The sequence below is a fragment of the Pseudomonas sp. GR 6-02 genome, from assembly GCF_001655615.1.
Lineage (GTDB): Bacteria > Pseudomonadota > Gammaproteobacteria > Pseudomonadales > Pseudomonadaceae > Aquipseudomonas.
Genome location: NZ_CP011567.1, coordinates 3,878,529 through 3,904,607, shown reverse-complemented (window position 1 = coordinate 3,904,607; position 26,079 = coordinate 3,878,529). Strand labels below are relative to the sequence as shown.

The 26,079-nt window shown below is 59.2% G+C and carries 23 protein-coding genes; 11 read left to right on the top strand and 12 right to left on the bottom strand.

What is annotated here, in order from left to right:
• Positions 1 to 75 precede the first annotated feature (75 nt).
• From PGR6_RS17120 to PGR6_RS17105, 4 genes are read left to right on the top strand one after another with little or no spacing between them, the layout of a single operon-like run.
• A complete protein-coding gene (locus PGR6_RS17120; protein ID WP_064618536.1) occupies positions 76 to 1,188 on the top strand; it encodes a fatty acid desaturase family protein in 1,113 nt (370 codons plus the stop codon).
• Between the two features lie 36 nt (positions 1,189 to 1,224).
• On the top strand, positions 1,225 to 1,545 hold the full coding sequence (locus tag PGR6_RS17115; protein WP_018930065.1) for a MocE family 2Fe-2S type ferredoxin: 321 nt from the start codon (positions 1,225 to 1,227) through the stop codon (positions 1,543 to 1,545).
• 18 nt (positions 1,546 to 1,563) lie between these two features.
• Positions 1,564 to 2,805: an NAD(P)/FAD-dependent oxidoreductase gene (locus PGR6_RS17110; RefSeq protein ID WP_064618534.1), complete on the top strand. Its 1,242-nt coding sequence runs from the start codon at positions 1,564 to 1,566 to the stop codon at positions 2,803 to 2,805.
• Between the two features lies 1 nt (position 2,806).
• Positions 2,807 to 3,646 carry a sugar phosphate isomerase/epimerase family protein gene (locus PGR6_RS17105; protein WP_018930067.1) on the top strand — a complete coding sequence of 280 codons (840 nt, stop codon included), beginning with the start codon at positions 2,807 to 2,809 and terminating at the stop codon, positions 3,644 to 3,646.
• Positions 3,647 to 3,691: 45 nt separating this feature from the next.
• Here PGR6_RS17105 and PGR6_RS17100 read toward each other — a convergent pair whose 3' ends face one another.
• Together PGR6_RS17100 and PGR6_RS17095 are read right to left on the bottom strand one after the other, a co-directional pair.
• Positions 3,692 to 5,233: a sensor domain-containing diguanylate cyclase gene (locus PGR6_RS17100; protein ID WP_032834283.1), complete on the bottom strand. Its 1,542-nt coding sequence runs from the start codon at positions 5,231 to 5,233 to the stop codon at positions 3,692 to 3,694.
• A 125-nt stretch (positions 5,234 to 5,358) separates the two neighbouring features.
• Entirely contained in the window at positions 5,359 to 6,597 is a 1,239-nt protein-coding gene (locus tag PGR6_RS17095; protein WP_064618532.1) for an SGNH/GDSL hydrolase family protein, read from the bottom strand.
• Between the two features lie 109 nt (positions 6,598 to 6,706).
• Here PGR6_RS17095 and PGR6_RS17090 point away from each other — a divergent pair, with 109 nt between their 5' ends.
• Together PGR6_RS17090 and PGR6_RS17085 are read left to right on the top strand one after the other, a co-directional pair.
• On the top strand, positions 6,707 to 7,612 hold the full coding sequence (locus PGR6_RS17090; RefSeq protein WP_064618530.1) for a LysR family transcriptional regulator: 906 nt from the start codon (positions 6,707 to 6,709) through the stop codon (positions 7,610 to 7,612).
• A 47-nt stretch (positions 7,613 to 7,659) separates the two neighbouring features.
• The gene (locus PGR6_RS17085) at positions 7,660 to 8,691 is read left to right on the top strand and encodes a bifunctional helix-turn-helix transcriptional regulator/GNAT family N-acetyltransferase (RefSeq protein ID WP_018930071.1); all 1,032 of its coding nucleotides are present in this window, start codon (positions 7,660 to 7,662) and stop codon (positions 8,689 to 8,691) included.
• Here PGR6_RS17085 and mug read toward each other — a convergent pair.
• Together mug and PGR6_RS17080 are read right to left on the bottom strand one after the other, a co-directional pair.
• A complete protein-coding gene (gene mug / locus PGR6_RS29525; protein ID WP_082920877.1) occupies positions 8,603 to 9,142 on the bottom strand; it encodes a G/U mismatch-specific DNA glycosylase in 540 nt (179 codons plus the stop codon). The genes PGR6_RS17085 and mug overlap by 89 nt on opposite strands.
• An 8-nt stretch (positions 9,143 to 9,150) precedes the next feature.
• Complete coding sequence (locus PGR6_RS17080; RefSeq protein ID WP_018930072.1) at positions 9,151 to 9,777, bottom strand: TetR/AcrR family transcriptional regulator; 627 nt, start codon at positions 9,775 to 9,777, stop codon at positions 9,151 to 9,153.
• A 260-nt stretch (positions 9,778 to 10,037) separates the two neighbouring features.
• On the opposite strand from PGR6_RS17080, the gene PGR6_RS17075 reads away from it, so the two are divergent.
• From PGR6_RS17075 to PGR6_RS17055, 5 genes are all read left to right on the top strand, one after another.
• On the top strand, positions 10,038 to 11,165 hold the full coding sequence (locus tag PGR6_RS17075; RefSeq protein ID WP_018930073.1) for an HlyD family secretion protein: 1,128 nt from the start codon (positions 10,038 to 10,040) through the stop codon (positions 11,163 to 11,165).
• Positions 11,165 to 12,649 carry a DHA2 family efflux MFS transporter permease subunit gene (locus PGR6_RS17070; RefSeq protein ID WP_064618528.1) on the top strand — a complete coding sequence of 495 codons (1,485 nt, stop codon included), beginning with the start codon at positions 11,165 to 11,167 and terminating at the stop codon, positions 12,647 to 12,649. The genes PGR6_RS17075 and PGR6_RS17070 overlap by 1 nt, the downstream gene beginning before the upstream one ends.
• 19 nt (positions 12,650 to 12,668) lie before the next feature.
• Positions 12,669 to 14,159, top strand: a complete 1,491-nt coding sequence (locus PGR6_RS17065) for an efflux transporter outer membrane subunit (protein ID WP_064618526.1) — start codon at positions 12,669 to 12,671, stop codon at positions 14,157 to 14,159.
• Positions 14,160 to 14,190: 31 nt separating this feature from the next.
• Positions 14,191 to 15,141 carry an aldo/keto reductase gene (locus PGR6_RS17060; RefSeq protein ID WP_064618524.1) on the top strand — a complete coding sequence of 317 codons (951 nt, stop codon included), beginning with the start codon at positions 14,191 to 14,193 and terminating at the stop codon, positions 15,139 to 15,141.
• A 66-nt stretch (positions 15,142 to 15,207) separates the two neighbouring features.
• Positions 15,208 to 16,152: a LysR family transcriptional regulator gene (locus tag PGR6_RS17055; RefSeq protein ID WP_064621302.1), complete on the top strand. Its 945-nt coding sequence runs from the start codon at positions 15,208 to 15,210 to the stop codon at positions 16,150 to 16,152.
• 52 nt (positions 16,153 to 16,204) lie between these two features.
• On the opposite strand, the gene PGR6_RS17050 is transcribed toward PGR6_RS17055, so the two are convergent.
• The 8 genes from PGR6_RS17050 to PGR6_RS17015 all read right to left on the bottom strand — a co-directional run bounded on the left by PGR6_RS17050 (position 16,205) and on the right by PGR6_RS17015 (position 25,900).
• On the bottom strand, positions 16,205 to 16,477 hold the full coding sequence (locus PGR6_RS17050; RefSeq protein WP_026286724.1) for a DUF2790 domain-containing protein: 273 nt from the start codon (positions 16,475 to 16,477) through the stop codon (positions 16,205 to 16,207).
• Positions 16,478 to 16,747: 270 nt separating this feature from the next.
• On the bottom strand, positions 16,748 to 18,463 hold the full coding sequence (locus PGR6_RS17045; protein WP_064618522.1) for an amidase: 1,716 nt from the start codon (positions 18,461 to 18,463) through the stop codon (positions 16,748 to 16,750).
• A 198-nt stretch (positions 18,464 to 18,661) separates the two neighbouring features.
• Positions 18,662 to 18,877, bottom strand: coding sequence for a hypothetical protein (locus PGR6_RS17040; protein WP_018930080.1), 216 nt, complete (start codon positions 18,875 to 18,877; stop codon positions 18,662 to 18,664).
• Between the two features lie 158 nt (positions 18,878 to 19,035).
• The gene (locus PGR6_RS17035; protein ID WP_064618520.1) at positions 19,036 to 20,196 is read right to left on the bottom strand and encodes an iron-containing alcohol dehydrogenase; all 1,161 of its coding nucleotides are present in this window, start codon (positions 20,194 to 20,196) and stop codon (positions 19,036 to 19,038) included.
• Between the two features lie 3 nt (positions 20,197 to 20,199).
• Positions 20,200 to 21,591, bottom strand: a complete 1,392-nt coding sequence (locus tag PGR6_RS17030; protein ID WP_064618518.1) for an aldehyde dehydrogenase family protein — start codon at positions 21,589 to 21,591, stop codon at positions 20,200 to 20,202.
• A 7-nt stretch (positions 21,592 to 21,598) separates the two neighbouring features.
• Positions 21,599 to 22,972 (bottom strand): glutamine synthetase family protein, encoded by a 1,374-nt coding sequence (locus tag PGR6_RS17025; protein ID WP_064618516.1) that lies wholly within the window; start codon positions 22,970 to 22,972, stop codon positions 21,599 to 21,601.
• 434 nt (positions 22,973 to 23,406) lie between these two features.
• A complete protein-coding gene (locus tag PGR6_RS17020; protein ID WP_018930084.1) occupies positions 23,407 to 23,769 on the bottom strand; it encodes a DUF6124 family protein in 363 nt (120 codons plus the stop codon).
• A gap of 454 nt (positions 23,770 to 24,223) precedes the next feature.
• A complete protein-coding gene (locus tag PGR6_RS17015; RefSeq protein ID WP_064618514.1) occupies positions 24,224 to 25,900 on the bottom strand; it encodes an MFS transporter in 1,677 nt (558 codons plus the stop codon).
• Positions 25,901 to 26,079: the final 179 nt, after the last annotated feature.

The following is a 26,079-nucleotide window of genomic DNA, read 5'->3' as shown; positions in this document are numbered from 1 at the left end:
CTATATTTTCTCCAGCGATGCCATCCCGCATCGAAAGCAAGTGCTTAAACCATCAAGCTTGCGGAGAACAATAAAATGCCCGAACACAACGCAGCCTTTGAAAAAACCGATAAACCCGTGCCAAGGGATTATCGATTGACCGGTCCCGAAGCCGCCCGAGCGGCGCAAAAAGGTTTGGTATCGGCAACGTGGTACCAATCGCCCATCTCCCGCAAACGCATGAAAGAATTGATGCAGCGTCGCGATGGCCCGGCCCTGCGTGATACCGCCATCTGGCTGTCGGCGATGGCTGTGACCGGCTTCGGTGGCTACTGGTTCTGGGGCTCCTGGGCCTGCGTTCCGTTCTTCTTCGTCTATGGGCTGCTCTATGGCACCGCGTCCAATGCCCGTTGGCACGAAACGGGTCACGGTACGGCGTTCAAGACCCGCTGGATGAATGATGCGGTCTACCAGCTGTCGAGCTTCATGTTCATGTTTGAACCCCAGGTCTGGCGCTGGAGCCATGCGCGGCATCACACCGACACCATCATCGTTGGTCGCGATCCGGAAATCGTCGAGCCGCGTCCACCGAGTCTGATCATGATGGTGCTGAGCCTGTTCAGAATGCCTTACGCGTTGAAGACGATGGGGTCAGTTTGCCGGCATGCAGTCGGGCGGATGGGTGAAGAAGAGCAGACCTTCATCCCCGAATCCGAATGGCCCAAAGTGACGCGAGACGCGCGCGTCTGGCTGGCTATCTATGGGCTTACCGTGGGCACGGCGCTTTTTCTGCAGAGCTGGTTGCCGCTGATGTTTATCGGTCTGCCGACCCTCTATGGCGGTTGGTTGTCCTACCTGTTCGGCCTTTCGCAGCACGTCGGCCTGGCGGAAGACGTACTCGATCACCGCAGCAACTGCCGCACGATTTACATGAACCGACTGCTGCGTTTCCTGTACCTCGACATGAACTATCACCTGGAACATCACATGTATCCGATGGTGCCTTTTCATGCGCTGGCGCAGCTTCACGAAGAGATCCGCCGCGACTGCCCGCCGCCTTACGGCAGCCTGTCCGAGGCCTTCAAGGAAATCATCCCGACTATCTGGAGGCAGCGCAAAGACCCGAGCCATTTCGTCTGTCGTCCTTTGCCACAACGCGCAGCATCGGCCTCCACCGTCCAGGCAGAGCCTGAAGTAACGCCGGCCTGACACCTTCCTGTCTGTACCACTACCAGAGAAAACGCCATGACCGATCAATGGATCGATGTATGTGCCGTGGGCGATATCAACGAAGAAGACGTCATTCGTTTCGACCATGGCCCGCACACCTATGCCGTCTACCGCTCTGCCAACAGCGAGTTTTTCGCCACGGCGGGCCTATGCACCCACGAGTCCATTCACCTCGCCGATGGCCTGGTGATGGAGCACGTCATCGAGTGCCCCAAACACAACGGGCGTTTCGACTACCGCTCCGGCAAAGCCCTCGGCGCACCGGTGTGCGTCAACCTCAAGACCTATGAAGTCCGGGTCGAGGCGGGGCGTGTGTTGCTCGCCATCACGGTTTAACTGCACGGAGTCTGTGCCATGAGTCCTGCCAATGCTCCACTGGTCATTGTTGGCGCCGGGCATGCCGGTGGCCGCGCGGCCCTGACCCTGCGCGACGAAGGTTATAGCGGTCGCCTGATCCTGATAGGCGACGAGTTTCACCCGCCTTATGAACGTCCGCCGCTGTCCAAAGGGTTGCTGCAGGGCACGGTCGATCTGGCGGGCTACAGCCTGTGCAATAGCGCTCGGCTCGCTGAACTGGGCATCGAACACCTGGCCGGTAACCCGGTAAAAGGCCTGGACCCGCAACGGCATCGTCTGCAATTGGCCGACGGCAGCTGGCTGCATTACGCCCGGCTGTTGCTGGCGACGGGAGGGTGCTCGCGCAAGCTTGCCTGTGTGCCCGAGCATCTGCGCAATGTGCTTTATCTGCGTAGCCATGACGAGGCACTGGCACTGCGCGCTTCGTTGCGGCCCGACACGCGACTGGTGATCATCGGCGGTGGCTTCATCGGCCTCGAAGTCGCAGCCACCGCCCGAGCCTTGGGTTGCGCGGTGACCTTGCTCGAAGCCGGGCCGCGCCTGGCGGGACGGGTGTTGCCGGGACGGTTGTCCAGCGTTCTGTTGGAATTGCATCGCAGCCAGGGCGTGGATGTCCGACTGAACGTGGCCATTGAAGCAGTGCAGGGCACTACTCATGTTGAATCCGTGCAACTGGTCGACGGCCAACTGCTGCCCTGTGATCTGGTGGTGGTAGGCATCGGCATGCAACCCAACACCGAGTTGGCCATGGCTGCCGGGCTTGAGGTCGGCCAAGGCATTCGCGTCGATGCCCAATTGCGCACCAGCGCGCCGGACATCTTTGCGGCAGGGGATGTCTGTGAATTTCGGTTGCACCCGCAAGGCGGTTTCCAGCGTCAGGAAACCTGGCGCAACGCCGAAACCCAGGGCCGCCACGCCGCCCTGAATCTGCTGGGCGGCGAGCTGCCTTTCGAAATCATTCCCGGTTTCTGGTCCGACCAGTACGACTGGGGATTGCAGACCGTGGGTGTGATCGCAAACACAGAACCCACGGCGAGCCGGACAACCCCGGGCGGCGGTTTCCTGTTGTTCTTCCTCGATGACGAACAACGTCTGCAAGGCGCTTGCGGCTGGGGCCGGGGCAATAGCGTCGCCAAGGACATCAAGTTGTGCGAACGACTGATCGCTTCGCATAACCCCCTCTCGGTAGAGGCTCTGGCCGACGCCGAAGTATCGCTCAAACAACTGCTGAGGAGCTGACATGCGTGAATTCCTGGTCTTCCAGTCCCTTTGGGCCATGCAAGATCACCATGGCCAATGCGAACTTGCGTTGGAAGCGCAACTGGAGAAAATCGCTGCCGCCGGTTTCGACGGAATCACTGACCATTTCTGGGTGGCGAACCATGCCGCACGCTTGCATGCCGCCGCCAAGGCGCAGGGCCTGCAAATCGAAGGTCAGGTGTTCCCCCGCACCGTGGATGATCTGGCGGCAGCGATCGACGTCGCGTCCCGCTACGGCTGCCACCATCTCACGCTGCAAGCCGACGTCCGGCCACGCACGCTGGCGCAAGCCATCCAGTTGATCGAGGGGTGGCAGCGACTGGCCGAGCAGGTGGACTTTCCGATCCTGCTGGAAACCCACCGTTATCGCCTCACCAGTGACCTGTTGTTCACCCTCGACATTCTCGCGCAAATGCCCGATCTCAAACTGTTGGCCGACTTGTCCCACTATGTCGTGGGCCGCGAACTGCCGGAGCCGGCCGCGGCCGAAGACGACGAACAGATCCAGACCATTCTGCGCAATAGTTGGGGGTTTCACGGCCGTGTCGCCAACAGCGAACAGGTCCAGGTGCCTTTGAGTTTCGCCCAGCATCGACCTTGGCTGGAGCGTTTCCTGGGCTGGTGGCGCTATGGGATCGAGAACTGGCTGGCCCGACCGGACACGCCCAGCAGCCTATCCTTCACCTGTGAACTCGGCCCGCCACCCTATGCCATCACCGGGGCCGACGGACGCGACATCACCGACCGCTGGGCCGAGGCGTTGATGCTTAAGGAATTGATGCGTGAGGTCTGGGATGAGTGTCGGGAACGGTCTTGCTGAGCGACGAAAACCCTGTAGAAGCGAGCGGTGCTCACTCCTACAGCCTTATCCGGCCTCGATCAAAGACAAGCAGGCAGTCTGATTCCGGCCTGAGCGTTTCGCCCGGTACAGTGCCGAGTCCGCCTGTGTCAGCAGGTGCTTATATTCGGCAGCCTCCGGCACGCAGGTATAAACCCCTAAACTGACGGTCACACTCTTGGCCGGGTTGCCATCGTGTGCAATAGCAAGGTTCAGCACCGCGAGCCTGATGTCTTCGGCAATGGAGTAGGCACCTTCGGCATCTGTATCGGGTAGTAATACCGCAAACTCTTCGCCACCGTACCGCGCGGCTAAATCGGATGGCCTGTGAATGCATTGCGCGATTGCCTGCGCAACGGAAGCGATGCAATGGTCGCCGGCAATGTGCCCGTATTGATCGTTGAAGCTTTTGAAATAATCAATGTCGAGCATTATCAAACTGATCGGAGAGTGATGTCTTACCGCGCGAAGCCATTCCTGCTGCAAGCTGTTTTCGAGGTGGCGTCGGTTTGCAAGTCCGGTGAGGGCATCTTGCAATACCAGTTTTTCCAGGGCTGCCCGGGTCTGCTTCAAATGATTTTCTACGGAGACGCCGTAACGTATTTTCTTGATGAGCAAGAGGCCGACAAGAAGGTTGACCAGCAGCACTGCGCCAATCATCAATGCCATCTTGATTGTTCCGGTTTTCCACTCGGCAAAAATGGCTTCCCGTGAATTGGCGGCAGCGACGACCAGCGGATATTTTTGAAGCAACCTGTAGCCGAAGAGTCGATCAACGCCGTCGATAATCGATTTGATCATGACGGTATCAGCCGGAGACTTGGGTAAATAGATGGAAAATATTTCCCCTTTGGCTAGCGACGCACCGATGAACTCTTCAGCAAATGGCCGCCTGGCGATTATCGTTCCGTCGGGAAGGGCCAGGAAAATGGCGCCTTTGCGGTCAATGGAGAACGTTGAGAAGAACTTGTCAAAGTAGGCCATTTTGATCGTGGCCAGCACGACACCCTTAAAATGGCCCTCGCTATCGTTGATTCGTCGGGAAAGAGGAATAATCCATTCGCCGGTCGTGCGGCTGCGGATGGCCCGGCCGATGCGAGGCGACAGGGTTACGTTGTTTTTGTGAAAGATGAAGTAATCACGATCGGCATTGTTGGGCGCTTCAGGTTTCGAATCGAACGAAGTCAGGATCCAGTTGCCGTTTTCATCATAGTAAAAAAGGCCGTGCAACTGTTCGGTGGTAAAGACTCTGCGCTTAAGCAGTTTTTGCGTTTTATCGAGCTGTTGGGCACTTGGGTTGTCTTTTATTCTGTCGATCAGTTCATCCAGGATCAGGTTGGCTTCATCAAACGTGTCAGTCGCTTGTTGGGCCATCGACCACGTCAAATTGCCTGATACCAGTTTTGCTTGTGAGAGTTCATAGGCTTTACTTTGGGCGGCTTGAAGCCAGTAAATACTCAGTATCGAGAGGGTGACTAAAGCCATGAACACGACGGAGATCGCTGTTGCCGGCAGTCTTCTCGGCTGCAAAGGGGAGTGGCGGGTATTGTCTTCGGAGCGGTTTTCCACAAAACCCCCTGGGATGAATTTCGACTACATTATCTGCTGATCTCCATCGGTGCCAACAGTTCATGTCATTCTCGAACTTGGGCAATTCAAGATCCATATGGTTTTTCGCGTTTTGTTTCAAACGACTAGATCAGCGTTTTCAGGTCGATATTCTCGGCCATCGCCTTGTTGCCGGTATCGCCGGGATGCAAGTGGTCGCCGGAGTCGATAGTCGGCAGTAAGCGACTTGGGTGTTCAGGGTCGCGGGTCATTAGATCGAAGTCGATCACGGAATCGAATGCGTGGCTGCTACGTATCCAGTCATTAATGGCCTGGCGCAGTTGTTCTTTCTCGGCGCTGTGATAGTTCTTCACGATCGTTCCATCCAGGGCGCCTTCGACCGGCATCAGGGTTGTTCCAATGATGCGAATGTTGTTCAGGCGCGCTTGATCGATCAGTTGCCGATAGCCCGCGATCAACTGTTCCTTGGCTGGCAGGTGTTCGTTCGGAGCGAAGGAGGAGCCCGGCCAACTGATGTCATTGATGCCGAGCATCACAATCACCGTTTTGACTCCGGGCTTGCCCAGCACATCGCGCTTGAAACGCGCCAGTGCACTGACACCCATGCCATCTTCGAGCAGGCGAGCCCCGGATATCCCAGCGTTGAGCACCGCGAGCCTCTGCGCGGCCAAGCGTTGAGCGAGGAAGTCCGGCCAGCGTCGATTGCTGTCCAGGGTCGAGCCATTGCCATCGGTAATCGAGTCGCCGAGCACCACAAGGGCACGGGTGTCGAGCGGTGCATCCACCAGGATGTCGCTGAGAAACAGCCGCGCCTCCACCTGCTCGCTGCCTTCCAGTCGCTGAGCATCGACGTGTTTTCCGGGGGCGATAAATGCGGTTTGTTTGCCATCCCAGTGGAAGGTTGTCAACGGCGTGTGCTGCGGCAGATAAAGAGCGATCGCCAGCTCACTGAGTGCCGGCACTGCCAGATCTATCGGATCACTGATCCGCGTTTCACCCGCAGCGAGGGTGACCTGTCCCTGATCACTGAACTTCAGCGTGTGCCTGGAGCCTGGGCGAATCTGATCGACGCCCTCAGTGAAGGCGATACGCGCGGCACCGATGACCAGCGGTTGCTTGCCATATTCGTTGGAAACCACCACCCGTAACCGGCTTCCGCCGCTGCTGATGCGCACCCTCTGGTGAAGGGTGCTATCGGTCAGCGCTTCCGGAATTCGCGTGGGCAGTGGCAGTTCGTTGCCCCAGGTGGGTTGAGGGCTGGCCATCCAGGTGGTGACCCAGTTTTCCGCCGCCATGACAGGGCTTGCGGCAAGCAGGGCAGTCAAGGCAAGAGGTAACGGTATTCTCGAGTGAAAGGCTTTCATCCAGGTATCTCCTTGGGCGGTAATGATTCAAGAAGGCCAGATTGGTCTATTCAAAATACGTGTGGTAGAAGGGGGAACTGCATACAGCCCATTCCAGAATCGAATGCCCATGGACAGTCTTAGAGCGATGCACTGTTTTGTCCGCGCCATTGAGCTCGGAAGCCTGTCATCTGCCGCGCGTGAGTTAGGCAGCACTCAGCCCACCGTCAGCAAACTGGTCGCGGCCCTGGAAAAGCAATTGGGAGCCCGTTTGTTGATTCGTGGCACCACCGGGTTGACGCCTACCGAACAGGGAAAGCGTTTCTACGAGCGTGCCAAAGGCGTGCTGGAAGAGTACGGCGAGGCCGTTGCGGATGTGCGTGGTCTGACCGAACGCCCCGAAGGTTTTCTGCGCGTCAACGCTCCGGTCAGCCTCGGTGTGTTGCGGTTGAATGTGTTGCTGTTGTCGTTCATGGAGCAGTACCCGGCTATTGAAGTGGAGCTGATCCTCAATGATCGTTTCGTCGATCTCACTGAGGAAAACGTCGACCTGGCCCTGCGCCTGGGGGGCAGCCTGCCGCCGAACGCCGTTGCCCGACGCATAGCGACTTCACCGCGCTATCTGGTGGCCGCACCGGAATACCTGCGCAACCATTCCCCATTGAACAGCCCGGCGGACTTGAGCGAGCACAACTTCCTGCGTTTTGCGTGGTTGACCGCGGGCGACCGTCTGGAGCTCAACGGCCCCCATGGTGAGCAAATCAGTGTCACGACTCAGGGGCGCTATCGAACCAACAGCTCATTGGCCATTCGCGACGGTCTTCTGCAGGGTGCGGGGCTGTGTATCACGCCGGCCTGGCTGGTCAGCGACCTGCTTGAAAACGGGCAGTTGGTCCGGGTGCTGCCCGACTGGAGCGGCCCACCGAACGACGCTTTTCTGATCTATCCCGAACGCCGCTACCGCCCGCTGCGCACGCGTTTATTGATGCAGTATCTGGCCGAACGGGTAGGGCAGTTGCCTGGTTTCTTGCCTTGACGGAGCACCCTTGATTTGACGGGTATTTGGTTGTGTTATACAACTAAATGCACATTCTGTTCGAGGTGCTTGCCGTGACCCGTACCCAGTCAGACCTGATCAACCAAGTCCGTTCAGCATCGCGCCTCATGGTGCGCGAGTTGGGGTTCATGCAAACCACGCTGGCGGCGACGGACTATTCGCCTTCGTTTGTTCACACGATCGTGGAGATTGGAGATCGGGGGGCGCTGACAGCAGGGGAACTTGTGGAGCTGCTCGGCCTGGAAAAATCCACTGTGAGCCGGATGGTGCGCAAGCTCATTGAGGCCGGCGAGATCGAAGAAATTCCACACGAGGAGGATGCGCGCTCCAAGAAACTGCGACTCACGGCACAGGGCAAGAAAACCCTGCGAGCCATTGATTCGTTCGCCAGGCAACAGGTGGACGCTGCCTTGGTTTATCTGACGAATGAGCAACAACAAGCGGTGAGTGAGGGCATCGCCAACTATGCCGGCGCACTGCAAGCTCATCGACTCGGTACAGCGCCGCAGCCACCCGCGCAGCTGGAGATCGCTCGGGGCTACCGGCCCGGAATCATCGGCCGCATGGTGCAAATGCATGCCGACTACTACGCACGGCATTCGAATTTCGGCCAGCCGTTCGAAAGCCTGGTTGCATCGGACATGGCGGAGTTGATGGGGCGTTTGCACAATCCACGCAACGAGGTTTGGGCGGCGTTGGATGGCCAGCGAATTGTCGGTTCCATCGCCATAGACGGTGAAGGCGAGGGCGGCGAAGCGATTCTGCGCTGTTTCATTCTGGATGACTCGGCGCGAGGCAAAGGCGCAGGCAAACGCTTGTTGGCTGAAGCCATGAAATTCTGTGACGAACAGGGCTTTTGCGCGACGCGGTTGTGGACGTTCAAAGGCCTGGATGTGGCTCGTAAACTGTATGAAGACTTTGGCTTCAAGTTGGAACAGGAGCAGGAGGGCCAGCAGTGGGGGGCGACGGTTATCGAACAGTGTTTTGTGCGACCTGGCCCGGTTGCTGGGCCGCTAAATGGAGTTGGCGATACGCATCCACCAATTGATCTTGCGTGAACGCGCGATTTCGCCCGCTGGGATTGGGCAGGACCCAGACCGAGGCATCACCAAAAGTCTTTGACTGAAGCCCCCACGCAATTTCCCGTTGACCGGACAACGCGCTGTACGCAGCTTTGCCGAGAAACGCCACAAAGCGTGGCGCATAGTGTGCGATCTTTTGTTCAAAATCCGCGGCGGCAGCGGTGAATTCATGCACGGACAGCTGATCCGCTCGCGCCGTAGGCCGTTCAACCACTGCGGTTAATCCACATTGATACTGCAAGATCGTCCGGTCGTTTTCCGGGGGCACCTCTGTAGGCGTAAAACCGGCGAGATGGAGTGTGCGCCAGAAGCGATTGCCTCGACCCGCAAAATGATGGCCCAGGGCGGCGGCAGTCACGCCCGGATTAATGCCACAAAAAATCACCGCAAGCCGTTCGGTGAGAATGTCTTCGAGTCCTTCACTCACCCTACACCTCACACACCGCAAATCACGTTGACCGCATTGCGGGCAAGCTCCGTCAATTCCGCGCGGGATTTGCCCGCTCGCGCCCGTATCGAAATGCTATGCAACAGGGATGAGGCGAGTACGGCGAGGGCGGCTGGGTCGACATCGTCTTTCAACTCACCGGCGCTGACTGCCGCGCGCAGACGTGTTTCGAGATCGGCATCGAGCCGGCTGAGCCGGTCCGCAAGAACCTCTCGTATTGCAGAATCCTCGACGGCTTCGGTCGTCGCCGTGCCGATCGCAAAGCAGCCACGCGGTTGCCCCTCGCCCGAGAAGTAGATCGACAACTGTCCCTCATAGAAGCCCATTAGCGCCTGCTCCAAAGTCAGGTCTTTGTCCATAAGCGCCTCCTGCATGGCAGCGGAGGCAGACTCCCAATACTGCTCAAGCGCCTTGATGTAGAGCGCGTGCTTGTCACCGAATGCCGCATAGAGGCTTGGGCGATTCATGCCGGCGGCGGTGGCGATGCTGTCCAGGGAAGCGCCGGAATATCCAGTGCTCCAGAAAACCCCAAGTGCCTGTTGCAGCGCTGTCTGCGGGTCATATGCGCGGGGGCGGCCTCGGCCTTTGCCCTCTGTAATCTTTTTTTGTGCCATGTCGTACAAAATCCTTGTGTGGGGATGGACTGCTCTATATTCTTACATCATCGCACAAAATTAAGGAACCAGAAGTTCCTGAACGTCAGGTTTGTTGTAGCTGAGCTCGAACTGGGTGTTGCGGCGACGAAACCGGTGCGGTGGAGCGATCCTCCCTGACCGTGCACGGGTTTGCTTTCTCACAGCAATTTTTGCCATCAGGGCCGCAGGCGATTCTCGCAGGTGCTGGCCCGATTTCCCGGTTAAAGGTGTATTCGATCATGACTAAACAGTTCGACATCCCGGCTACGCAGACCTTCGAGCACGCAAGGCCTGACGCGCCCATCAAAAAACCGTTCAAGCAGAAATTTCGGCCCTTGTTGATTGTCGGTTTGCCGGTGCTCTTCGCAGCGCTGGGCTATGCCCGCTATCAAGCAGGCGAGGCGTTCATTTCAACCGATAACGCCTACGCTCGAGTGGCGAAGGCGTCGATCAACGCGCGTATTTCCGGACAAGTCGTCGAAATCGCCGTCGAGGACAACCAACCGGTTCACAAAGGCCAGATGCTGTTTCGGATCGACCCGAAACCGTTCCAGATCGCGGTTGACCGTGCGCAAGCACAGCTGAGCGTGGCGCGGCTGCGCATCGATGGGCTCAAGGCCGGTTACCGCCAGCAGCAGGCTGAACTGCAATCGGCCAAAGAGTCGGCCGATTTCGATCAGCGCGAGTTTGCCCGCAAGAAAGCGCTGGTCGCTACCGAGTTCGTCTCGCGGGCGATTTACGAGCGCGCCGACACCGACCTCAAAGTTGCCCGGCAACGCATCGCGTCGATCGAACAACAGATCGCCAGCACGGTTGTCGCGTTGAACGGTAATCCAGACATCGAAGCCGATAACCACCCGACGGTTCGTGAAGCGAGGGCGCAGCTGGACGAGGCGCAACTCTACCTCTCGTACACGACGGTATATGCGCCGGACGATGGCATCGTGGCCAAGGTCGACGATCTGCAGGTTGGCAACTACGTCAGCAACGGTGCGCCGGCCTTTGCGCTGCTGTCCGATCGGCAGATTTGGGTCGAGGCCAACTTCCGCGAGACGCAGGTGACCCACATGCGTCCAGGCCAGGAAGCAACCATCAGCATCGATACCTATCCCGATCACGTTTTCAAAGCCCACGTGACCAGCATGAGCCCCGGTGCCGGATCGGACTTCGCCTTGCTGCCGCCTGAAAATGCCACCGGCAACTGGGTCAAGGTTGTCCAGCGGGTACCGGTGCGCCTTGAACTCGACGAGGCCGACCCTGCGTTTCCGCTTTTTTCGGGCACCAGCGCCACAGTCAAGGTCGATACCGGGTATCACACGCCATGGTGGCATCCGCTCAAGGCGCTGTTAACCGCAGGTAACTTCTGATGAACGCCAATTCTATCGGGCCTCAAGGTGCGGGAACATTGAGGTTCGCCGCGCTGCTCGCGACCTATATGCAGTCGGCGAACCTGCCGTTGCCCAATGCAGTACTCAGGTTTATCCAAGGCGGCCTGTCGATGACTGACGACCAGGCAGGCTGGGTATTCACCTCGTACCTCGCGGCGAGCGCCATCACCATGCCGGTTGCGCAGTGGCTGGCCGGGCGTTATGGCTTGAAGCGGGTTTATCAGGCCGCGCTGGCCTTCTTCGTTCTTGGCTTGCTGCTCGCCACAGTTGCGACGACTCCGCTGGAGTTCGTCGGTGCGCGAATTATCCAAGGCCTGGCGAGTGGCGTGCTGGCGCCGCTGTCGATGGCGATTTCAATGGAGACGTTGCCACTGGAGAAGCGTGCGAAATTTGGCGCGACATGGACGGCAATCGTGCTCTTGGGCATCGTCAGCGGCCCGAGCATCGGTGGTTGGGTCAGCGAGCATTTCGGCTGGCGGCCGATCTTCTACATCAGCCTTCCGTTGTCGGCATTCATCTTCCTGGTGATGGCGCTTTTGCTTGCCGAGAAGAAGGCCGAGCAACGTCCGTCGTTCGATTTCTTCGGCTTCGGCAGCTTCACGCTGGCGTTGATCAGCCTGCAAATGTTGCTCGACCGCGGCGAACGCCTGGACTGGTTTGCCTCGACCGAAATCTGGCTGGAAGCGGCGGGCTGCGCGTTGGGGCTGTACCTGTTCGCCGTGCATCTGTTGAGCAAGAAGGTGCATTTCCTCAACAAGCGTCTGTTCAAGGACCGCAACTTCGTACTGTCGACGATTATCTTTTTCGCCGTGGGTTTCGTGCTGTTGTCGACCATGGCACTGACGTCGCCGATGCTGGACGAGATCCTCGGCTATCCGCCTGATACGACAGGTTCGCTGACGATACCGCGCGGTGTGGGGCTGGTAGGGGCGTTCCTGCTGATGGGTCGTGTTCCCGAGCGTTTCGACCGTCGGTGGTTCGTGGCGATTGGCGTGGCCGTGGTGATTTACGCCAACTGGCTGATGCTCGGTTATTCGCCTTTGATGGACTGGTCACCGGTGGCGATCGCCGGGGCAATCCAGGGGATTGGCATCGGCATCTTGATGCCGTCGCTCACCAAGATCGCGTTCAGCACGCTCGATCCCAAGTTACGCCCGGAAGGCACCGGTTTTTTCAATCTGTCGCGTGTTTACGGGAGCACCCTCGGCGTTGCGATCGTGCAGATTTTCTTCTTCAACAATACGCAAGCGATGCACCTGGCACTGGTCAGCCATCTGACGCCTTATCGCGCCGCTGCGCATGCCGCGCCGATGTCCCTGCAAGCACTGGCGGGGCTCAACGAAATGATCACCGGCCAGGCGGCTTTTATCGCGGTAGTCGACCAATTCAAGCTGTTGATGGTGGCGATGCTGGTGGTCAGTCCACTGGTTGTCTTTCTTCGCAAGCCCGTTCCGACCAACTAGTTTTCGTGGAGTTTGCCCAATGAAATCCAATGCGCGCTTCATCAACAGACAGACGTTCAAAACCACGTTCGGTGCGGTGTCGGTTCTTGCGTTCCTGACGGCCTGCACCGTCGGCCCCGACTATCAAATGCAGCCGCCGAGCCTGTCGCAGCACTACGACCAACAGGCCGAGCAGCGTCTCGGCCAGGGCGGCAACCAGCCTGGCGGGCAACACATCAACCTTGGCCAAAAGGTCAGCGGTGACTGGTGGACGGCCTTCCATTCGCAGAAGCTCGACCAGGTTGTGCGTCGCGCCATCGAGGGCAATCTTGAGCTCGTGGCGGCGGATGCAACGATCCGGCAAGCGGCGTCGTCCGTCGCGGCGGCGGAGGGTGCGCTTTATCCGCAGGTCGACTTTGGCGCCCAGGCGGGTCGTCAGCGGGTACACAACGCGAAAGAGCCTTCGATCTCCAATTTCTACGCGATCGGGCCGCGGGTCGGTTTCGACCTTGATGCGTTCGGCGGTAACAAACGGCGGGTCGAGCAGCAGCAAGCGTTTGCCGATCTTCAGAAGCATCGATACGAAGCGGCGTACCTGACCCTGACGGGGAATGTCGCCAGCCAGGCATTGTTGGTGGCGTCTGCCAATGCGCAGATGGCAGCCGTCGAAAAGCTGCTCGCCAATGACGCCAAGAACCTCGATCTGGTGCGCAGGGCACATGCCAGCGGCGTCACCACGCAGATCGATGTTTCGCTGGCCGAGACCCGGCTCGCCCAGGACCGCACACTGCTGCCGCCCCTCGCTCAGCAGCGTGATGCCGCGCGCCATGCGCTGTCGATTCTCACCGGCAAGGGCCCTGGCGACTGGATCGCGCCGGACTTCGATTTTGCCGAGTTCGTATTGCCGGCCAACGTGCCGGTGAGTGTGCCCTCGGAAATGGCCCACGGCCGACCGGACGTCCTGCAAGCAGAGGCGGAACTGCACATGGCCAGCGCGGCAGTCGGTGTCGCGACTGCGAACCTCTATCCCCATGTAACGCTGTCCGCCTCGCTGGTACAGGCCGCTTCCGGCAATGGTGGTGCCGCGCTCTGGGGTTTGGCTGCAGGGTTGGCGGGGCCGATCTTTGACGGCGGAACGCTCAAGGCTGAACGTCAGGCTGCCGTCGACGGTTACAAGGCGACGCTCGCCGGTTATCAGCAGACGGTCATTCAGTCGTTCGGCCAGGTCGCGGACTCGTTGCAGGCGATCAACCATGACGCCGAGCAAAACCAGGCGCAGGAAGACGCGTTACGCGCTGCAGAAACCAGTTTTCGGTTGAACCAGCAAGCCTACGCGCAAGGCGAGAACAGCATTCTCCAGGTGCTGGAAGCGGAACGTGCCTACGAGCAAGCGTTGCTGGGGCAAATTCGGGTGAAGACCGCGCAGTATCTCGACACGGTGCAGCTGTATGTAGCCCTCGGCGGTAATTCCGTCGGCGCGTTTGAGCAACGGATTGCCAGTCGCGAAGCACATAACCCTTCGTATCAATAACGGCTACGGCCCCGAACATTGGAGTCAAGAGATGTCTTACGAAGCTTTTCACGATGCACTTCGCGATACCCGGTTTGCGCTGAACCACGGCTCAGGTGAAATGCCGGCCGTTGGGTTTGGCACGCTGTTCAGTGATCTCAGCGTCACCACACAAGCGGTCAAGGACGCCTTGGAAGCGGGCTTTCGCCATTTCGATTGTGCAGAGCGCTATCGCAATGAGGAGAGTGTCGGCGCTGCGATAAAAGAGATGCTGGAGGCGGGCAAGATCCGCCGGGAGGACGTGTTCATTACCACTAAACTGTGGAACACCAACCATCGTCCCGAGCGAGTCAAACCTGCCTTCGAGGCCAGCTGCCGCCGCCTCCAAGTGGACGCTATCGACTGCTACCTGATCCATACGCCGTTTGCCTTTCAACCCGGTGAGAATCAGGACCCGAGAGACGAACAGGGTCGCGTCATCTACGACTCCGGCGTGACACTGATCGAGACCTGGAGAGCACTCGAACGCCTGGTGGATGAAGGCCGCTGCAAGTCCATCGGCTTGTCTGATATCACGTTGGAAGCGTTAAAAGAGATTGTGGCAGTGGCCCGGATCAAACCTGCCGTGGTGCAGGTCGAGTCCCACCCTTATCTGCCGGAATGGGAACTGCTTGAGTTCTGCAAACAGCATGGAATCGTCCTCCTGGCGTTCGCGCCACTGGGCCATGGCATGGAGCCGAAAGTGTTGGAAGACTCGGTGATTACAGGGATCGCCAAGCGCTTGCAGAAGACTCCGGCTCAAGTGGCATTGGCCTGGTCTGTACAACGGGGCGTTGCTTTTTTGACCACGTCCGCTACACCAAGTCATATCAAGGAAAACCTGGATATTTCCACCCTGCCGCATAGGGCGATGCTTGAGATCAAGGAAGATATTACGACCAGGGTACGATTCAACTCGGTCGTGGAAACCGGTGTGCCTGGATTTATTCCACGGAAAAAGTGACACGTGAAGAGGAGGGCGGCCTGCTGTAAGGCCGCCCCTGTTATCCACGGCCTTGAGGTGAAAACGATGGACGTTTTCCAAACCATGCGGTTTTTCATGGCTGTTGCCCAGAGCGGCAGTTTTACCGCGGCAGCCGAGCTATTGGACACCACGACAACCAACGTCTCCAAAGCCGTTTCCAGCCTCGAGACCAGGCTTCAAACCCGTCTGATTAACCGCACCACCCGACGCCTGGCGCTGACCGAAGCCGGTGCGCGCTATTTGCAACGATGCGAGAGGATTCTTGACGAGGTACGTGAAGCCGATGAGGAAGCCGGGAGCGCTCACACCCGGCCCGTGGGCAGGCTGAAAATTCATGCCATGTCAGCCATCGGTAATCACTATGTGATCGATACCATTGCCAAATACAGAGAGACTCATCCCTCGGTCATGTTTGATTTGACGCTGACCAATCGGCTACCTGACTTGCTTGAGGAAGGGTATGACATGTCGATTGTTTTAGCGCGGGATCTGCCCGATTCAGGGTTTGTCGCTCAGCGGCTTGGCATCACTTACAGCATTCTCTGCGCTTCGCCTGCTTATCTGAAGAAACGCGGAATCCCGGACTCTCCGGGTTCTCTTGGTACACATGATTGTTTGAGGATTGTTAATACGGTAATGCCGGTTGAACACTGGGCATTTGAGGGGCCTGAAGGCGTGGAGTCAATCAACGTCCCATTGTCTCCCTTTCACATCAATACGGCTGATGGAATGACCGTTGCGATAACAAACGGGATGGGCATCGGTATTCAGCCGATTGCTTCTGCGGTCAATGGCCTCAGGGCCGGCACGTTAGTGCGCGTGTTGCCGGAGTATCGGCTTGAAGAGTTGAATCTATTTGCAATCTACCCATCACGAAAATTCGTGGATGCGAAGACAAAGACTTGGGTGGAGTTTCTTAAACATCACATCCCGGGCATGTTGGCATCCGATGAAAAAATCGTAGGTTCGGGAAAAAATATCAGTTATTGAGTGGGTTGCACCACAGGCATGGAGTGTCGACCCTCCATCGTCCGCACGGTACTCAACCGTTTGAACATCCAGTGCCCATCACTTGATATTGCATGACATGCCGTTGATCGTGGGAGTCTTCATAGGTCATTTGCACCGGGACCGGTTTGCACTCGTCCGGAATCTCTGAGAGGTAAATGACTTTCTTAATGTCGAGCTTCGTTTCGTACGTGTAGATCTCAACAGGTGTTTTGCTGGTCGCGTTAATTGAATGGCCATCGTCTGCAAAGGCGTGTGCGCCTATACCGGCAAGTGCCAGAAGAACCGCAATTTTTAAAGTTTTCATTATCTTCACCGTATCGTCCAAGGTTTACTCGGGGGCCGAGATGATCGTAAAACTCATCTCGGATTTTCGAGTGACTACCTCGTGAGCTAATGGATACTGACGCTATTGGCTCACTGGGTAGAGACGATGTTAGGTGTCTGAACTTCTTTCAAATAGCGGCCGACTGGACAAACACTGTTGCCGGTTTTCGCATGAATGGGCCAAAGATCGCAGGCTCCTACAGGGCATGGGTACGGGTGTACTCAACCTCTGCAGGAACCTGCGATCTTTCTATTTTTGGCTACCCGACAAGGGCGGGGTGCGCGGTGGGATCAAGCGTTTCGTCCCCGTCGACTCGAACGCCGAAGCCAGGCGAAGCAGCGTCGAGTCGTCATAGGCGCGACCGGCAAATGTCAGCCCGACGGGCATGCCGATGTCCGGCATGACGCCCATCGGCACCGTGACTGTTGGAACGCCCAGGTGGCGGATGGCGAGATTGCCGTTGGCAACCCATACCCCGTTACTCCACGCGATGTCCGCAGACTTCGGATCGACATCGGCATTCGCCGGCCCAACGTCGGCTACCGTCGGGAAAATCACCGCGTCGAGCCCCAGCCGATCCATCCATTCCTCCAGATCGATTCGACGGGTCTGTTCCAGCCCGCGCAATCCATCCGGCAGCGTGTCGATCTGATCCCACGGCGTAATACCGCGTTCGGCCATCCGCACGTACTCGTCCATGCCCGCGGCAAGATCGCCCTCGCGGTTGGGCAGCGTCCCCGGGTCGTGGGGGAAAATCAGCGGCCCGTTTACGTCGACCAGGCGATTGAGTTTTGGATCGCCGTTGGCTCGCAGAAAATCATCGAACGCCCAGGCCGTCAGATCCCACAACTCATGGTGCAGGAACTCTTTGGACACCAGGCCCCGGTTAAACACCGTCGGTGCCCCAGGACGATCGCCCTCGCAATTGGAAACCAGCGGGAAATCGACCTCGAGCACTTCAGCGCCGGCCGCTTCGAGTGTCTTGCGCGCCTGCTCCCAGAGCCCGATCACGGAGGGGCGGGTGTTGATGCGCTGGCCCGTCGGCCCACCGATGCCAGGCGCATCGCTGGTGCCCGCGTCGGGATCGGCGTTGATGTACATGCGAGGCACGCCGAAGCGCTTTCCTTTCAGCGCATCGCTTTTCGCGGCCAGCGATCCGTAGGAAGCGGGGCGCACCGAAGCGACACTCGGAATTGGCACCCAAGGTTGCATCCGCCATAGATCACCGCGTGTGTCGGGATCATCGGCCACCACCACATCGAGCACCTCTAGCAGGTCCGCCATCGTCCGGGCGAACGGCACGACCACGTCCATCGTCGGCGTCAACGGCCAGTTGCCGCGCACCGAGATCACCCCACGCGAAGGCGTATAGGCGCACAGGCCATTGTTCGAGGCAGGGCCACGTCCGCTCGACCAGGTTTCTTCCGCCAGGCCAAATGCCGAGAAACTGGCGGCGGTTGCGGTACCGGCGCCGTTCGAAGAGCCCGAAGCGAAAGGGGCGGTGAGGTAGTCGGCGTTGTACGGACTCTCGGCACGGCCATACACCCCGCGCTGCATCCCGCCGTTGGCCATTGGCGGCATATTGGTCTTGCCCAGGCAGATCGCCCCGGCGGCGCGAAGCCGTTCGATGGTGAACGCATCGCGATAAGCGATCAGGTTGGCGAAGGCGGGACTTCCAGAGGCGGCGGTCAGCCCCTTCACCAGATAACTGTCCTTGGCCGTGTAGGGGATACCGTCGAGCGGGCCTAGCGTTTCGCCCTTGGCCCGACGGGCATCGGACGCCTGTGCTTCCTTGAGCGCATCGGGGTTGCGAACCACCACCGCGTTGAGGGCGGTGGGCGTGTCGGCGCCATCGTAGGCGTCGATCCGGGCGAGATAGGCCTGCACAAGCTCAACCGCCGTGGTCCGGCCGGATTCGAGCGCGGCACGCAGCTCGGCAATGGAAACCTCGGTGACCTCGATCATGCTGTTACCGCCTGCTGCAGACGGGTAGCGTGGTGAAGGTTGCTGTTACGCCGGGTTTTCGGCTCAGGGACATCACTTATTTCACAATGGGTTTTCATTTCGGTTCTCATTGCACTGCATTTGCGCGACAGTATCGGAGAACTCATTGCCCTCTGTCATTCGCCTGTGCCCTGAACCTGATGAGGCGCGTGTTTTTTTCTAATTGCCATCCGCCACCTTGCGTTCGATCTCGGCTATTTTTCGGCTGCGCTCTTCAGCTTCCTGCTTCTGGGTTCGAGTCGCAGTGGCATCTTCAACGTTGCTGTCCTCAAGCTCTGTGTCGACCACATCGATGGGTTCATCAGACGGATCGGTGGGTGGGGTGTTCGAGGTTGTTTCTGATTCGACGTCGTTGACACGGTCATCATTGTTCATTTCGCTTACCTCCGTTGGCCTACACATTGGATTCAGCGATACGGTCTGAGTTCGAGATTTTTCCGGTATGCCAGCCCAATGGATACCAGAAGCTTGATGGCGCTGATATCAAAATCACATAAGTGTGATGTGTACCCAAAAAGGCAGATTGCTGAGCTCTAAAGACGGCCGTGGTAAGCCGCTTCGAAAATTTCGGCCGCGCCATTTCGTGTCAATGGCAGCGGATTACCGCCTGCGCAGGGATCGACAATCGCCATGTCGGCGATCAGGTCGGCCTGCTGATCATCCACCCCCAGCTCCACCAGCGTATGCGGCACGCCGATGTCCTTGCGCAGTTTGAGGACGAAGGCCATAAAACTGTCGAAGCCCGGGGAGGGCAGGCGCAGATACGCCGCCAGACGGGTGATGCGTTCCTCGATGGCCGGGCGATTGAACTTCAGCACATAGGGCATGAACGTGGCATTGGTCATGCCGTGATGGGTGTCGTACAGGGCGCCTACCGGATGCGAGAGGGCGTGCATTCCCCCCAGGCCTTTCTGGAACGCAGTGGCGCCCATCGCCGCCGCCGCGAGCATTTGTGCGCGCGCGTCGAGGTCGGAAGGCGTGTGCACTGCCCGCACCAGGGCATTGGCCACCAGGCGCATGCCTTCCACCGCAATGCCTTCGGCCATGGGATGAAAGCCGGGAGCGCAGTACGATTCCAGGCAATGGGAAAACGCGTCCATGCCGGTGCCGGCGGTGACCTTGGCCGGCATGCCGACGGTAAGGGCGGGGTCGCTGATGACCACCCGCGGCATCATCTTCGGATGGAAAATGATGCGTTTGGTGTGCGTGCGCTCGTCGATAATCACCGCAGCACGGCCGACCTCGGAACCGGTGCCGGCCGTGGTCGGCACGGCGATGACCGGGGCGATGCGGCTTTCGTCGGCGCGTGTCCAGTAGTCGCCGATGTCTTCAAAATCCCACACCGGTCGGGTCTGGCCGCTCATGAACGCGATGAGCTTGCCCATGTCCAGGCCGCTGCCACCGCCGAACGCCACCACGCCGTCATGGTTGCCGGCACGCCAGGCGTCGAGCCCACCGGCCAGGTTGGCTTCAACGGGGTTGGGCTTGAGGTCGCAGAACAACGCGACACCGAGGCCGGCGGCGCGCAAGGATTCCAGCGCCGCGGTGGTGATCGGCGCACGCGCCAGGCCGCTGTCGGTGACCAGCAACGGTCGCTGGATACCTTGGCTGCGGCAGACTTCCGCCAGTTCGGCGATACGGCCGACACCGAAGCGAATGCTCGTGGGGTAGTTCCAGTTCGCGGTCAGGCTCATGGCTCAGATCTCGTGGCGCAAGTGGAAGGATTTGGCTCGGGTCAGGTGCTCATAGCCCAGGCGTGACAGCGTTACGCCGCGCCCGCTGTTCTTCACCCCGGTCCAGGCCAGGGCCGGGTCCAGGTAATCGCAGCGATTCATGAACACGGTACCGGTGGCGATCTCGTTGCCGATGCGTTCGGCGGCGGCCAGGTCTTGCGTCCAGATCGAGGCGCTGAGCCCGAACTCGCTGTCGTTCATCAAGGCGATGGCTTCGTCGTCGCTGGCCACCGGCATGATGCCCACCACCGGGCCGAAGCTTTCCTCGCGCATCACCGCCATTTGATGAGTGACGTCCACCAACACCTGCGGCGCGAGGTAGGCGCTGCCCGGCGGGCCGGCAGCGAAGTCCTTTGGATCGATCAGCGCCCTGGCCCCTTGTGCCTGGGCATCGGCGATCTGCTTGCGAACGAACTCAGCGGCGCCCGGTGTGACCATTGGCCCGAGGGTGGTGGCTTCGTCCAGCGGGTTGCCCAGCACGTATTGGCGGGTCAGGGCAGCGAAGCGTTCGACAAAGGCCGGGTAGATTTTTTCATCGACATAAATCCGTTCGACGGCGCAGCAGCTCTGCCCGGAGTTGAAGAAGCTGCCGTCCACCAGGTTTTCTACCGCATGCTCAAGGTTGGCGTCTGCCCGGACGTAGGCCGGGTCTTTGCCGCCAAGCTCCAGCCCCACGCTGAGGAAACCTCCGACGGCCGCGTGCTCCATGGCCTCGCCGCCGCTGACAGAACCGGTGAAGTTCACCTGCTGCACCCGTCCAGAGGTAATGATCGCCGCCGCATAGACATGACTGAGCAGCAGGTTATGGAACAGCCCTTCGGGCAGCTGGGCGCGGCGAAAGGCTTCGGCGAAACGCTCCCCGACCAGCAGCGTTTGCGTGGCGTGTTTGAGGATCACGCTGTTGCCCGCCATCAGCGCCGGGATGATCGTATTCACCGCCGTCAAATACGGATAATTCCACGGCGCGACGACCAGCACCGTACCCAGCGGCTCGCGTTTGATATAGCGCCGAAAACCCGCGACAGGCGTGGGCTCTATCGCTGCCAACGCTTCAGGCGCAATGGCGATCATATGCCGGGCACGTTCTTCGAAACCGCGCAGTTCGCCAGCGCCGAAGCGTATCGGGCGGCCCATCTGCCAGGCCAATTCCGGCACGATCTCATCCTTCATCGCCAGCATCGCGTCCACGGCAGCGCTGCAAAACGCGGCACGCTCGCTCAGAGGTCGGCGTTTCCATTGCGCCTGGGCGGTTTCGGCCGCCGTCAGGGCTTGCTCGATCTGTACCGCATCGGCACGGCGGCGTTCGGCATAGACCCGGCCATCGACCGGGGAGATAAGTTGAACGGTCTCAGTCATGGCGTGCTCAATAGCGCTCGAAGCCGCGCTGCAGTTCCCAGTCGGTTATCCGTCGGTCGTACTCTTTCTGTTCCCAGTCGGCGGTGTGCACGTAGTGGTCGATCACTTCATCACCGAACGCCTCGCGCAACATGCTCGACGCCTTGAGGGCGGCGCAGGCCTCGCGCAGGGTTTTCGACACTTCAGGCAAATGCTCATCGACATAGGCATCGCCCTCGAACGGCGCCGCGAGTTCGAGCTTTTCGTCGATCCCGGCCAGGCCTGCGGCGATCAACGCGGCGAAGGCCAGATAGGGGTTGAGGTCGGCCCCGCCGATGCGGCATTCGATGCGGATGGATTTGCTGCCTTCGGCGCACAAACGAAAGCCGGCGGTGCGATTGTCCCTGCTCCAGACCGCCCGCGTTGGCGCGAAGGTGCCGGCCTGAAAGCGCTTGTACGAATTGATGTAGGGCGCCAGAAAACAGGTGATGTCGTTAGCGTATTTGAGCTGCCCGGCGACCCACGAGCGCATCAACTTCGACATGCCGAACTCGGCCTTGGAGTCGAAGAACAGTGACTTTTTGCCGTTCTTGTCCCACAGCGAATTGTGGATGTGGCTGCTGGAACCGGCCGCGTCATAGCGCCACTTGGCCATGAACGTGATCGCCTTGCCTTGCAGTTGCGCGATCTCTTTGCAGGCGTGCTTGATGATGACGTGGCGGTCGGCCATGGTCATGGCATCGGCATATCGGATGTTGATTTCTTCCTGCCCCGGCCCCCATTCGCCCTTGGAGTTTTCCACGGGAATGCCGGATGCCTGCAGGTGCTTGCGAATCGCCCGCAACACCGGTTCCTCGCGGGTGGTCTGCAGGATGTTGTAGTCCTCGATGTAATGGCCGGCGGTCTTCGGCTGGTGGTAGTTGCGCTCGTGGATCGCCTCATAGCTCTCATCGAACAGATAGAACTCCAGCTCAGAGGCGAACATGCCGGTATAGCCGCGCTCGCGCAGGCGCTCGACCTGTTTTTTCAGGATCGCTCGCGGGCTGTGGGGCAGGTCTTTTCTATGGTGATGATCGAGCACATCGCAGAGCACCAGCGCCGTGCATTCCAGCCACGGCACACGTCGTAACGTGGACATGTCGGGTTTGAGCACAAAGTCGCCATAGCCTTTGCTCCAACTGGCAGCGGCGTATCCCGGCACCGGCTCCATGTCGATGTCGTCGGCCAGCAGGTAATTGCAGCAGTGGGTTTCTTCGTGGCCGCTGTCGATGAAAAACTCGACCTGGAAGCGCTTGCCGACCAGTCGCCCCTGCATATCGACCATGCACACCAGCACGGTATCGATCTCGCCGGCGGCAGCGGCGCGTTTAAGTGCTTCGAAACTGAGAAGGGGCTCGGTCATCGCGTCAGTCCTGCGTGAATGATCTGGACCTGTCTGAAATAGCTGTTGCAGACGCTCTCCAGAAAAAAACCAAACCTGCAGACGCGAGCATCGTGAGCAATAAGCTGCTGAAAGCTTAGCCTACTGTTGCTGTGCGCACGTTTCGGTGAGCGGGGCTTGATGATTCATGCTGTTCACTTAGGCAATTTCAGTCGCGACGCGTTCTTTGTAGCAGCTGCCGAAGGCTGCGTTTGGCTGTAGCAGCTGTCGAGCTTGCGAGGCTGCGTTCGGCTGCGAAGCAGTCGTCAAACCAGACGTTGCGGTACGTCAGGCAGACCGCGTCAGCCGGATTCACGACTGCTGCGCAGCCGAACGCAGGCTTCGCCAGCTGCTACAGATCGCTTCCCCAATCTGGTGTGGCGAGGAGCAAATCCCCTCGCCACCGGTTGCGTTAGTTATTCCTTCGGTTCGACGTGATCCAGCGCCTGGTTCACCGCCAGTTCACCGAGCATGACCACTTGCGCAATGCCCAGCAGGGTCTTGCGATGTGAGGTCTCCAGCAACGCTGCGAAATTGTTGAGCATGAGAGTGGCCGAGCCGAGTGTTTCGCTGGCGTTGGCCAGCAGGGATTCGGTGTTGTACTTCGGGTTGGCGAAGTACATGGGCTCGGGTTCGTTGGCCGTGGCCATGATTTGGGCGGCGGGGTTGAGGTAGTGGTCGAGGGCGCGCTCGGCGGCTTCGTGGAGTTTTTTTGAATCGAGGGATTCGTAGGGGGATGTCGGGTCTGTGATCGGCGGATTGGGTGTAGGTTTGAACATGGATGAAACTCCTGGGAAAACTATTTGAGGAGCCATCACCCTTTGCTACCAAACGAAGGGTGGCGGCCATGCACAGGTTGGTAGACCGGTCCAGGAACCCGGCGCGCCCGAAGGAGCCCTACGCATGGCCACCATAAAAACAGAGATGAAAAAACAACCTCTGCAAAAGGCGGCGCTATGCGCCTGGAAATACCGGGCTACCAAACCCGATCACTGTTTTTCAGTGACCGGGAAACGATAAAACCCGAGCCCAAAGCGCACAAGCCGGCGGATTCTGGCGCAGGCGTAGGCAACGACGCAAGGCGTTGTAGCCTTGATGAAGTAACACCGGGTGTCTTTAAACACGCAGCTTAAACACCGTGGGTGTATGTGGTGATTCGCCCCGTCAGGAACAGACTGACGGGGCGTTTTTATTGCGTGGGGTGCAAATCTATCGCTGCTCGATACTGAACGCTTATGTGTGATGAATCTCCCGATCCTTGGTTTCCGGCAGGAAGAAAGTACCAAGGATGGCCGTCATCACCGCGATCACGATCGGGTACCACAGCCCGTAGTAGATATCACCCGTGGCCGCGACCATGGCGAACGCCACCGTGGGCAGGAAGCCGCCGAACCAGCCATTGCCGATGTGGTAGGGCAGCGACATCGAGGTGTAGCGGATACGCGCCGGGAAGAGCTCCACCAGCCAGGCAGCGATCGGGCCGTAGACCATGGTCACGTAGATCACCAGGATGGTCAGGAGCAGCAACACCATCGGGTAGTTGGTCTTGGCCGGGTCGGCCTTCTCGGGGTAGCCGGCGTCCTTGAGGGCGGTGCCGAGGGTGGCGACGAAGGCATCATTGTGGGTCTTGAAGTCAGCGGCCGGCATGCCGGTGCCTTCGAAACTCGGGATGACCTTGTCACCGATGCGCACCTGCGCGACGGCGCCAGGCGCGGCTTTCTCGTTTTTGTAGGGGATGGCCTTCTTCGCCAGCACAGTCTTGGCGAGGTCACAGGAACTGGTGAATTTGGCCTTGCCCACCGGGTCGAACTGGAACGAGCACTGGCCGGGATCGGCGACCACCGTGACCGGATTCTTCGCCTGCGCGGCAAACACGTCGGGGTTACCGAACTCGGTCAACGCATGGAAGATCGGGAAGTAGGTCACGGCGGCGAGGATGCACCCGGCCATGATGATGCCCTTGCGGCCGATGCGGTCGGACAGGCTGCCGAACAGGATGAAGAACGGCGTGCCAATCAGCAGCGAGCCGGCAATCAAAAAGTTGGCGGTTTGCGGGTCAATCTTCAGCGTCTGCAGCAGGAAGAACAGCGCATAGAACTGCCCGGTGTACCAGACGACGGCCTGGCCAGCCGTGCCGCCGAGCAAGGCCATGATCACTATCTTGAGGTTGTCCCAGCGGGCGAAGGATTCGGTCAGCGGTGCCTTGGAAGACTTGCCTTCTTCTTTCATCTTCTTGAACACCGGCGACTCGGCGAGTTGCAAGCGAATGTAGACCGAGACGATCAGCAGCAGGATCGACACCAGGAAGGGAATCCGCCAGCCCCAGGCCTCGAAGGCTTCGGTGCCGAGGAGGGTGCGGCAGGCGAGGATCACCAGCAACGACAGAAACAGGCCGAGGGTCGCGGTGGTCTGGATCCACGAAGTGAAGTAGCCGCGCTTGCCTTTGGGCGCATGCTCGGCCACGTAAGTCGCCGCGCCGCCGTACTCACCCCCCAGGGCCAGGCCTTGCATCAGGCGCAGGCTGATCAGGATGACCGGCGCCGCCACGCCGATGGTCTCGTAGCCGGGCAGAAAACCCACGACAGCGGTGGAGACACCCATGATCACTATGGTGATGAGAAAGGTGTGCTTGCGCCCGATCATGTCGCCCAGTCGGCCGAACACGATGGCGCCGAAGGGCCGCACGGCGAAACCCGCGGCGAACGCGAGCAGCGCAAAGATGAAGGAGGTTGTTTCATTGACGCCCGCGAAGAAGTGCTTGGCGATGATCGCCGCGAGGGAGCCGTAAAGATAGAAGTCGTACCACTCGAAAACCGTGCCCAGGGACGAGGCGAAAATGACCTTGCGTTCCTCCTTGGTGATCCCTCGGTTGGGCATGCTGCCCGTGGCTGTAGTGTCAATCGTGGCCATGAGTCTTCTCCGTCTTGCTCTTGTTGAAGGCCGGAGTACCTCACCAACTTTATTACCGCACCCAGGCCCTAGGGCTGATGTCGTCGGATTACATAATGCGCGAAGCAGAGGAACAGGCTGACGGCCTCGCATTGCTGCATGGTTTCTTAAAGCATAATCACCTTCTCGCAGATATCCAC

Bases quoted from the DNA above. Each gene is read 5' to 3' on its own strand.
- PGR6_RS17120 (WP_064618536.1), top strand. From the start codon at position 76: ATGCCCGAACACAACGCAGCCTTTGAAAAAACCGATAAACCCGTGCCA.
- PGR6_RS17115 (WP_018930065.1), top strand. From the start codon at position 1,225: ATGACCGATCAATGGATCGATGTATGTGCCGTGGGCGATATCAACGAA.
- PGR6_RS17110 (WP_064618534.1), top strand. From the start codon at position 1,564: ATGAGTCCTGCCAATGCTCCACTGGTCATTGTTGGCGCCGGGCATGCC.
- PGR6_RS17105 (WP_018930067.1), top strand. From the start codon at position 2,807: ATGCGTGAATTCCTGGTCTTCCAGTCCCTTTGGGCCATGCAAGATCAC.
- PGR6_RS17095 (WP_064618532.1), bottom strand. From the start codon at position 6,597: ATGAAAGCCTTTCACTCGAGAATACCGTTACCTCTTGCCTTGACTGCC.
- PGR6_RS17090 (WP_064618530.1), top strand. From the start codon at position 6,707: ATGGACAGTCTTAGAGCGATGCACTGTTTTGTCCGCGCCATTGAGCTC.
- PGR6_RS17085 (WP_018930071.1), top strand. From the start codon at position 7,660: ATGCACATTCTGTTCGAGGTGCTTGCCGTGACCCGTACCCAGTCAGAC.
- PGR6_RS17080 (WP_018930072.1), bottom strand. From the start codon at position 9,777: ATGGCACAAAAAAAGATTACAGAGGGCAAAGGCCGAGGCCGCCCCCGC.
- PGR6_RS17075 (WP_018930073.1), top strand. From the start codon at position 10,038: ATGACTAAACAGTTCGACATCCCGGCTACGCAGACCTTCGAGCACGCA.
- PGR6_RS17070 (WP_064618528.1), top strand. From the start codon at position 11,165: ATGAACGCCAATTCTATCGGGCCTCAAGGTGCGGGAACATTGAGGTTC.
- PGR6_RS17065 (WP_064618526.1), top strand. From the start codon at position 12,669: ATGAAATCCAATGCGCGCTTCATCAACAGACAGACGTTCAAAACCACG.
- PGR6_RS17060 (WP_064618524.1), top strand. From the start codon at position 14,191: ATGTCTTACGAAGCTTTTCACGATGCACTTCGCGATACCCGGTTTGCG.
- PGR6_RS17055 (WP_064621302.1), top strand. From the start codon at position 15,208: ATGGACGTTTTCCAAACCATGCGGTTTTTCATGGCTGTTGCCCAGAGC.
- PGR6_RS17050 (WP_026286724.1), bottom strand. From the start codon at position 16,477: ATGAAAACTTTAAAAATTGCGGTTCTTCTGGCACTTGCCGGTATAGGC.
- PGR6_RS17045 (WP_064618522.1), bottom strand. From the start codon at position 18,463: ATGATCGAGGTCACCGAGGTTTCCATTGCCGAGCTGCGTGCCGCGCTC.
- PGR6_RS17040 (WP_018930080.1), bottom strand. From the start codon at position 18,877: ATGAACAATGATGACCGTGTCAACGACGTCGAATCAGAAACAACCTCG.
- PGR6_RS17035 (WP_064618520.1), bottom strand. From the start codon at position 20,196: ATGAGCCTGACCGCGAACTGGAACTACCCCACGAGCATTCGCTTCGGT.
- PGR6_RS17030 (WP_064618518.1), bottom strand. From the start codon at position 21,591: ATGACTGAGACCGTTCAACTTATCTCCCCGGTCGATGGCCGGGTCTAT.
- PGR6_RS17025 (WP_064618516.1), bottom strand. From the start codon at position 22,972: ATGACCGAGCCCCTTCTCAGTTTCGAAGCACTTAAACGCGCCGCTGCC.
- PGR6_RS17020 (WP_018930084.1), bottom strand. From the start codon at position 23,769: ATGTTCAAACCTACACCCAATCCGCCGATCACAGACCCGACATCCCCC.
- PGR6_RS17015 (WP_064618514.1), bottom strand. From the start codon at position 25,900: ATGGCCACGATTGACACTACAGCCACGGGCAGCATGCCCAACCGAGGG.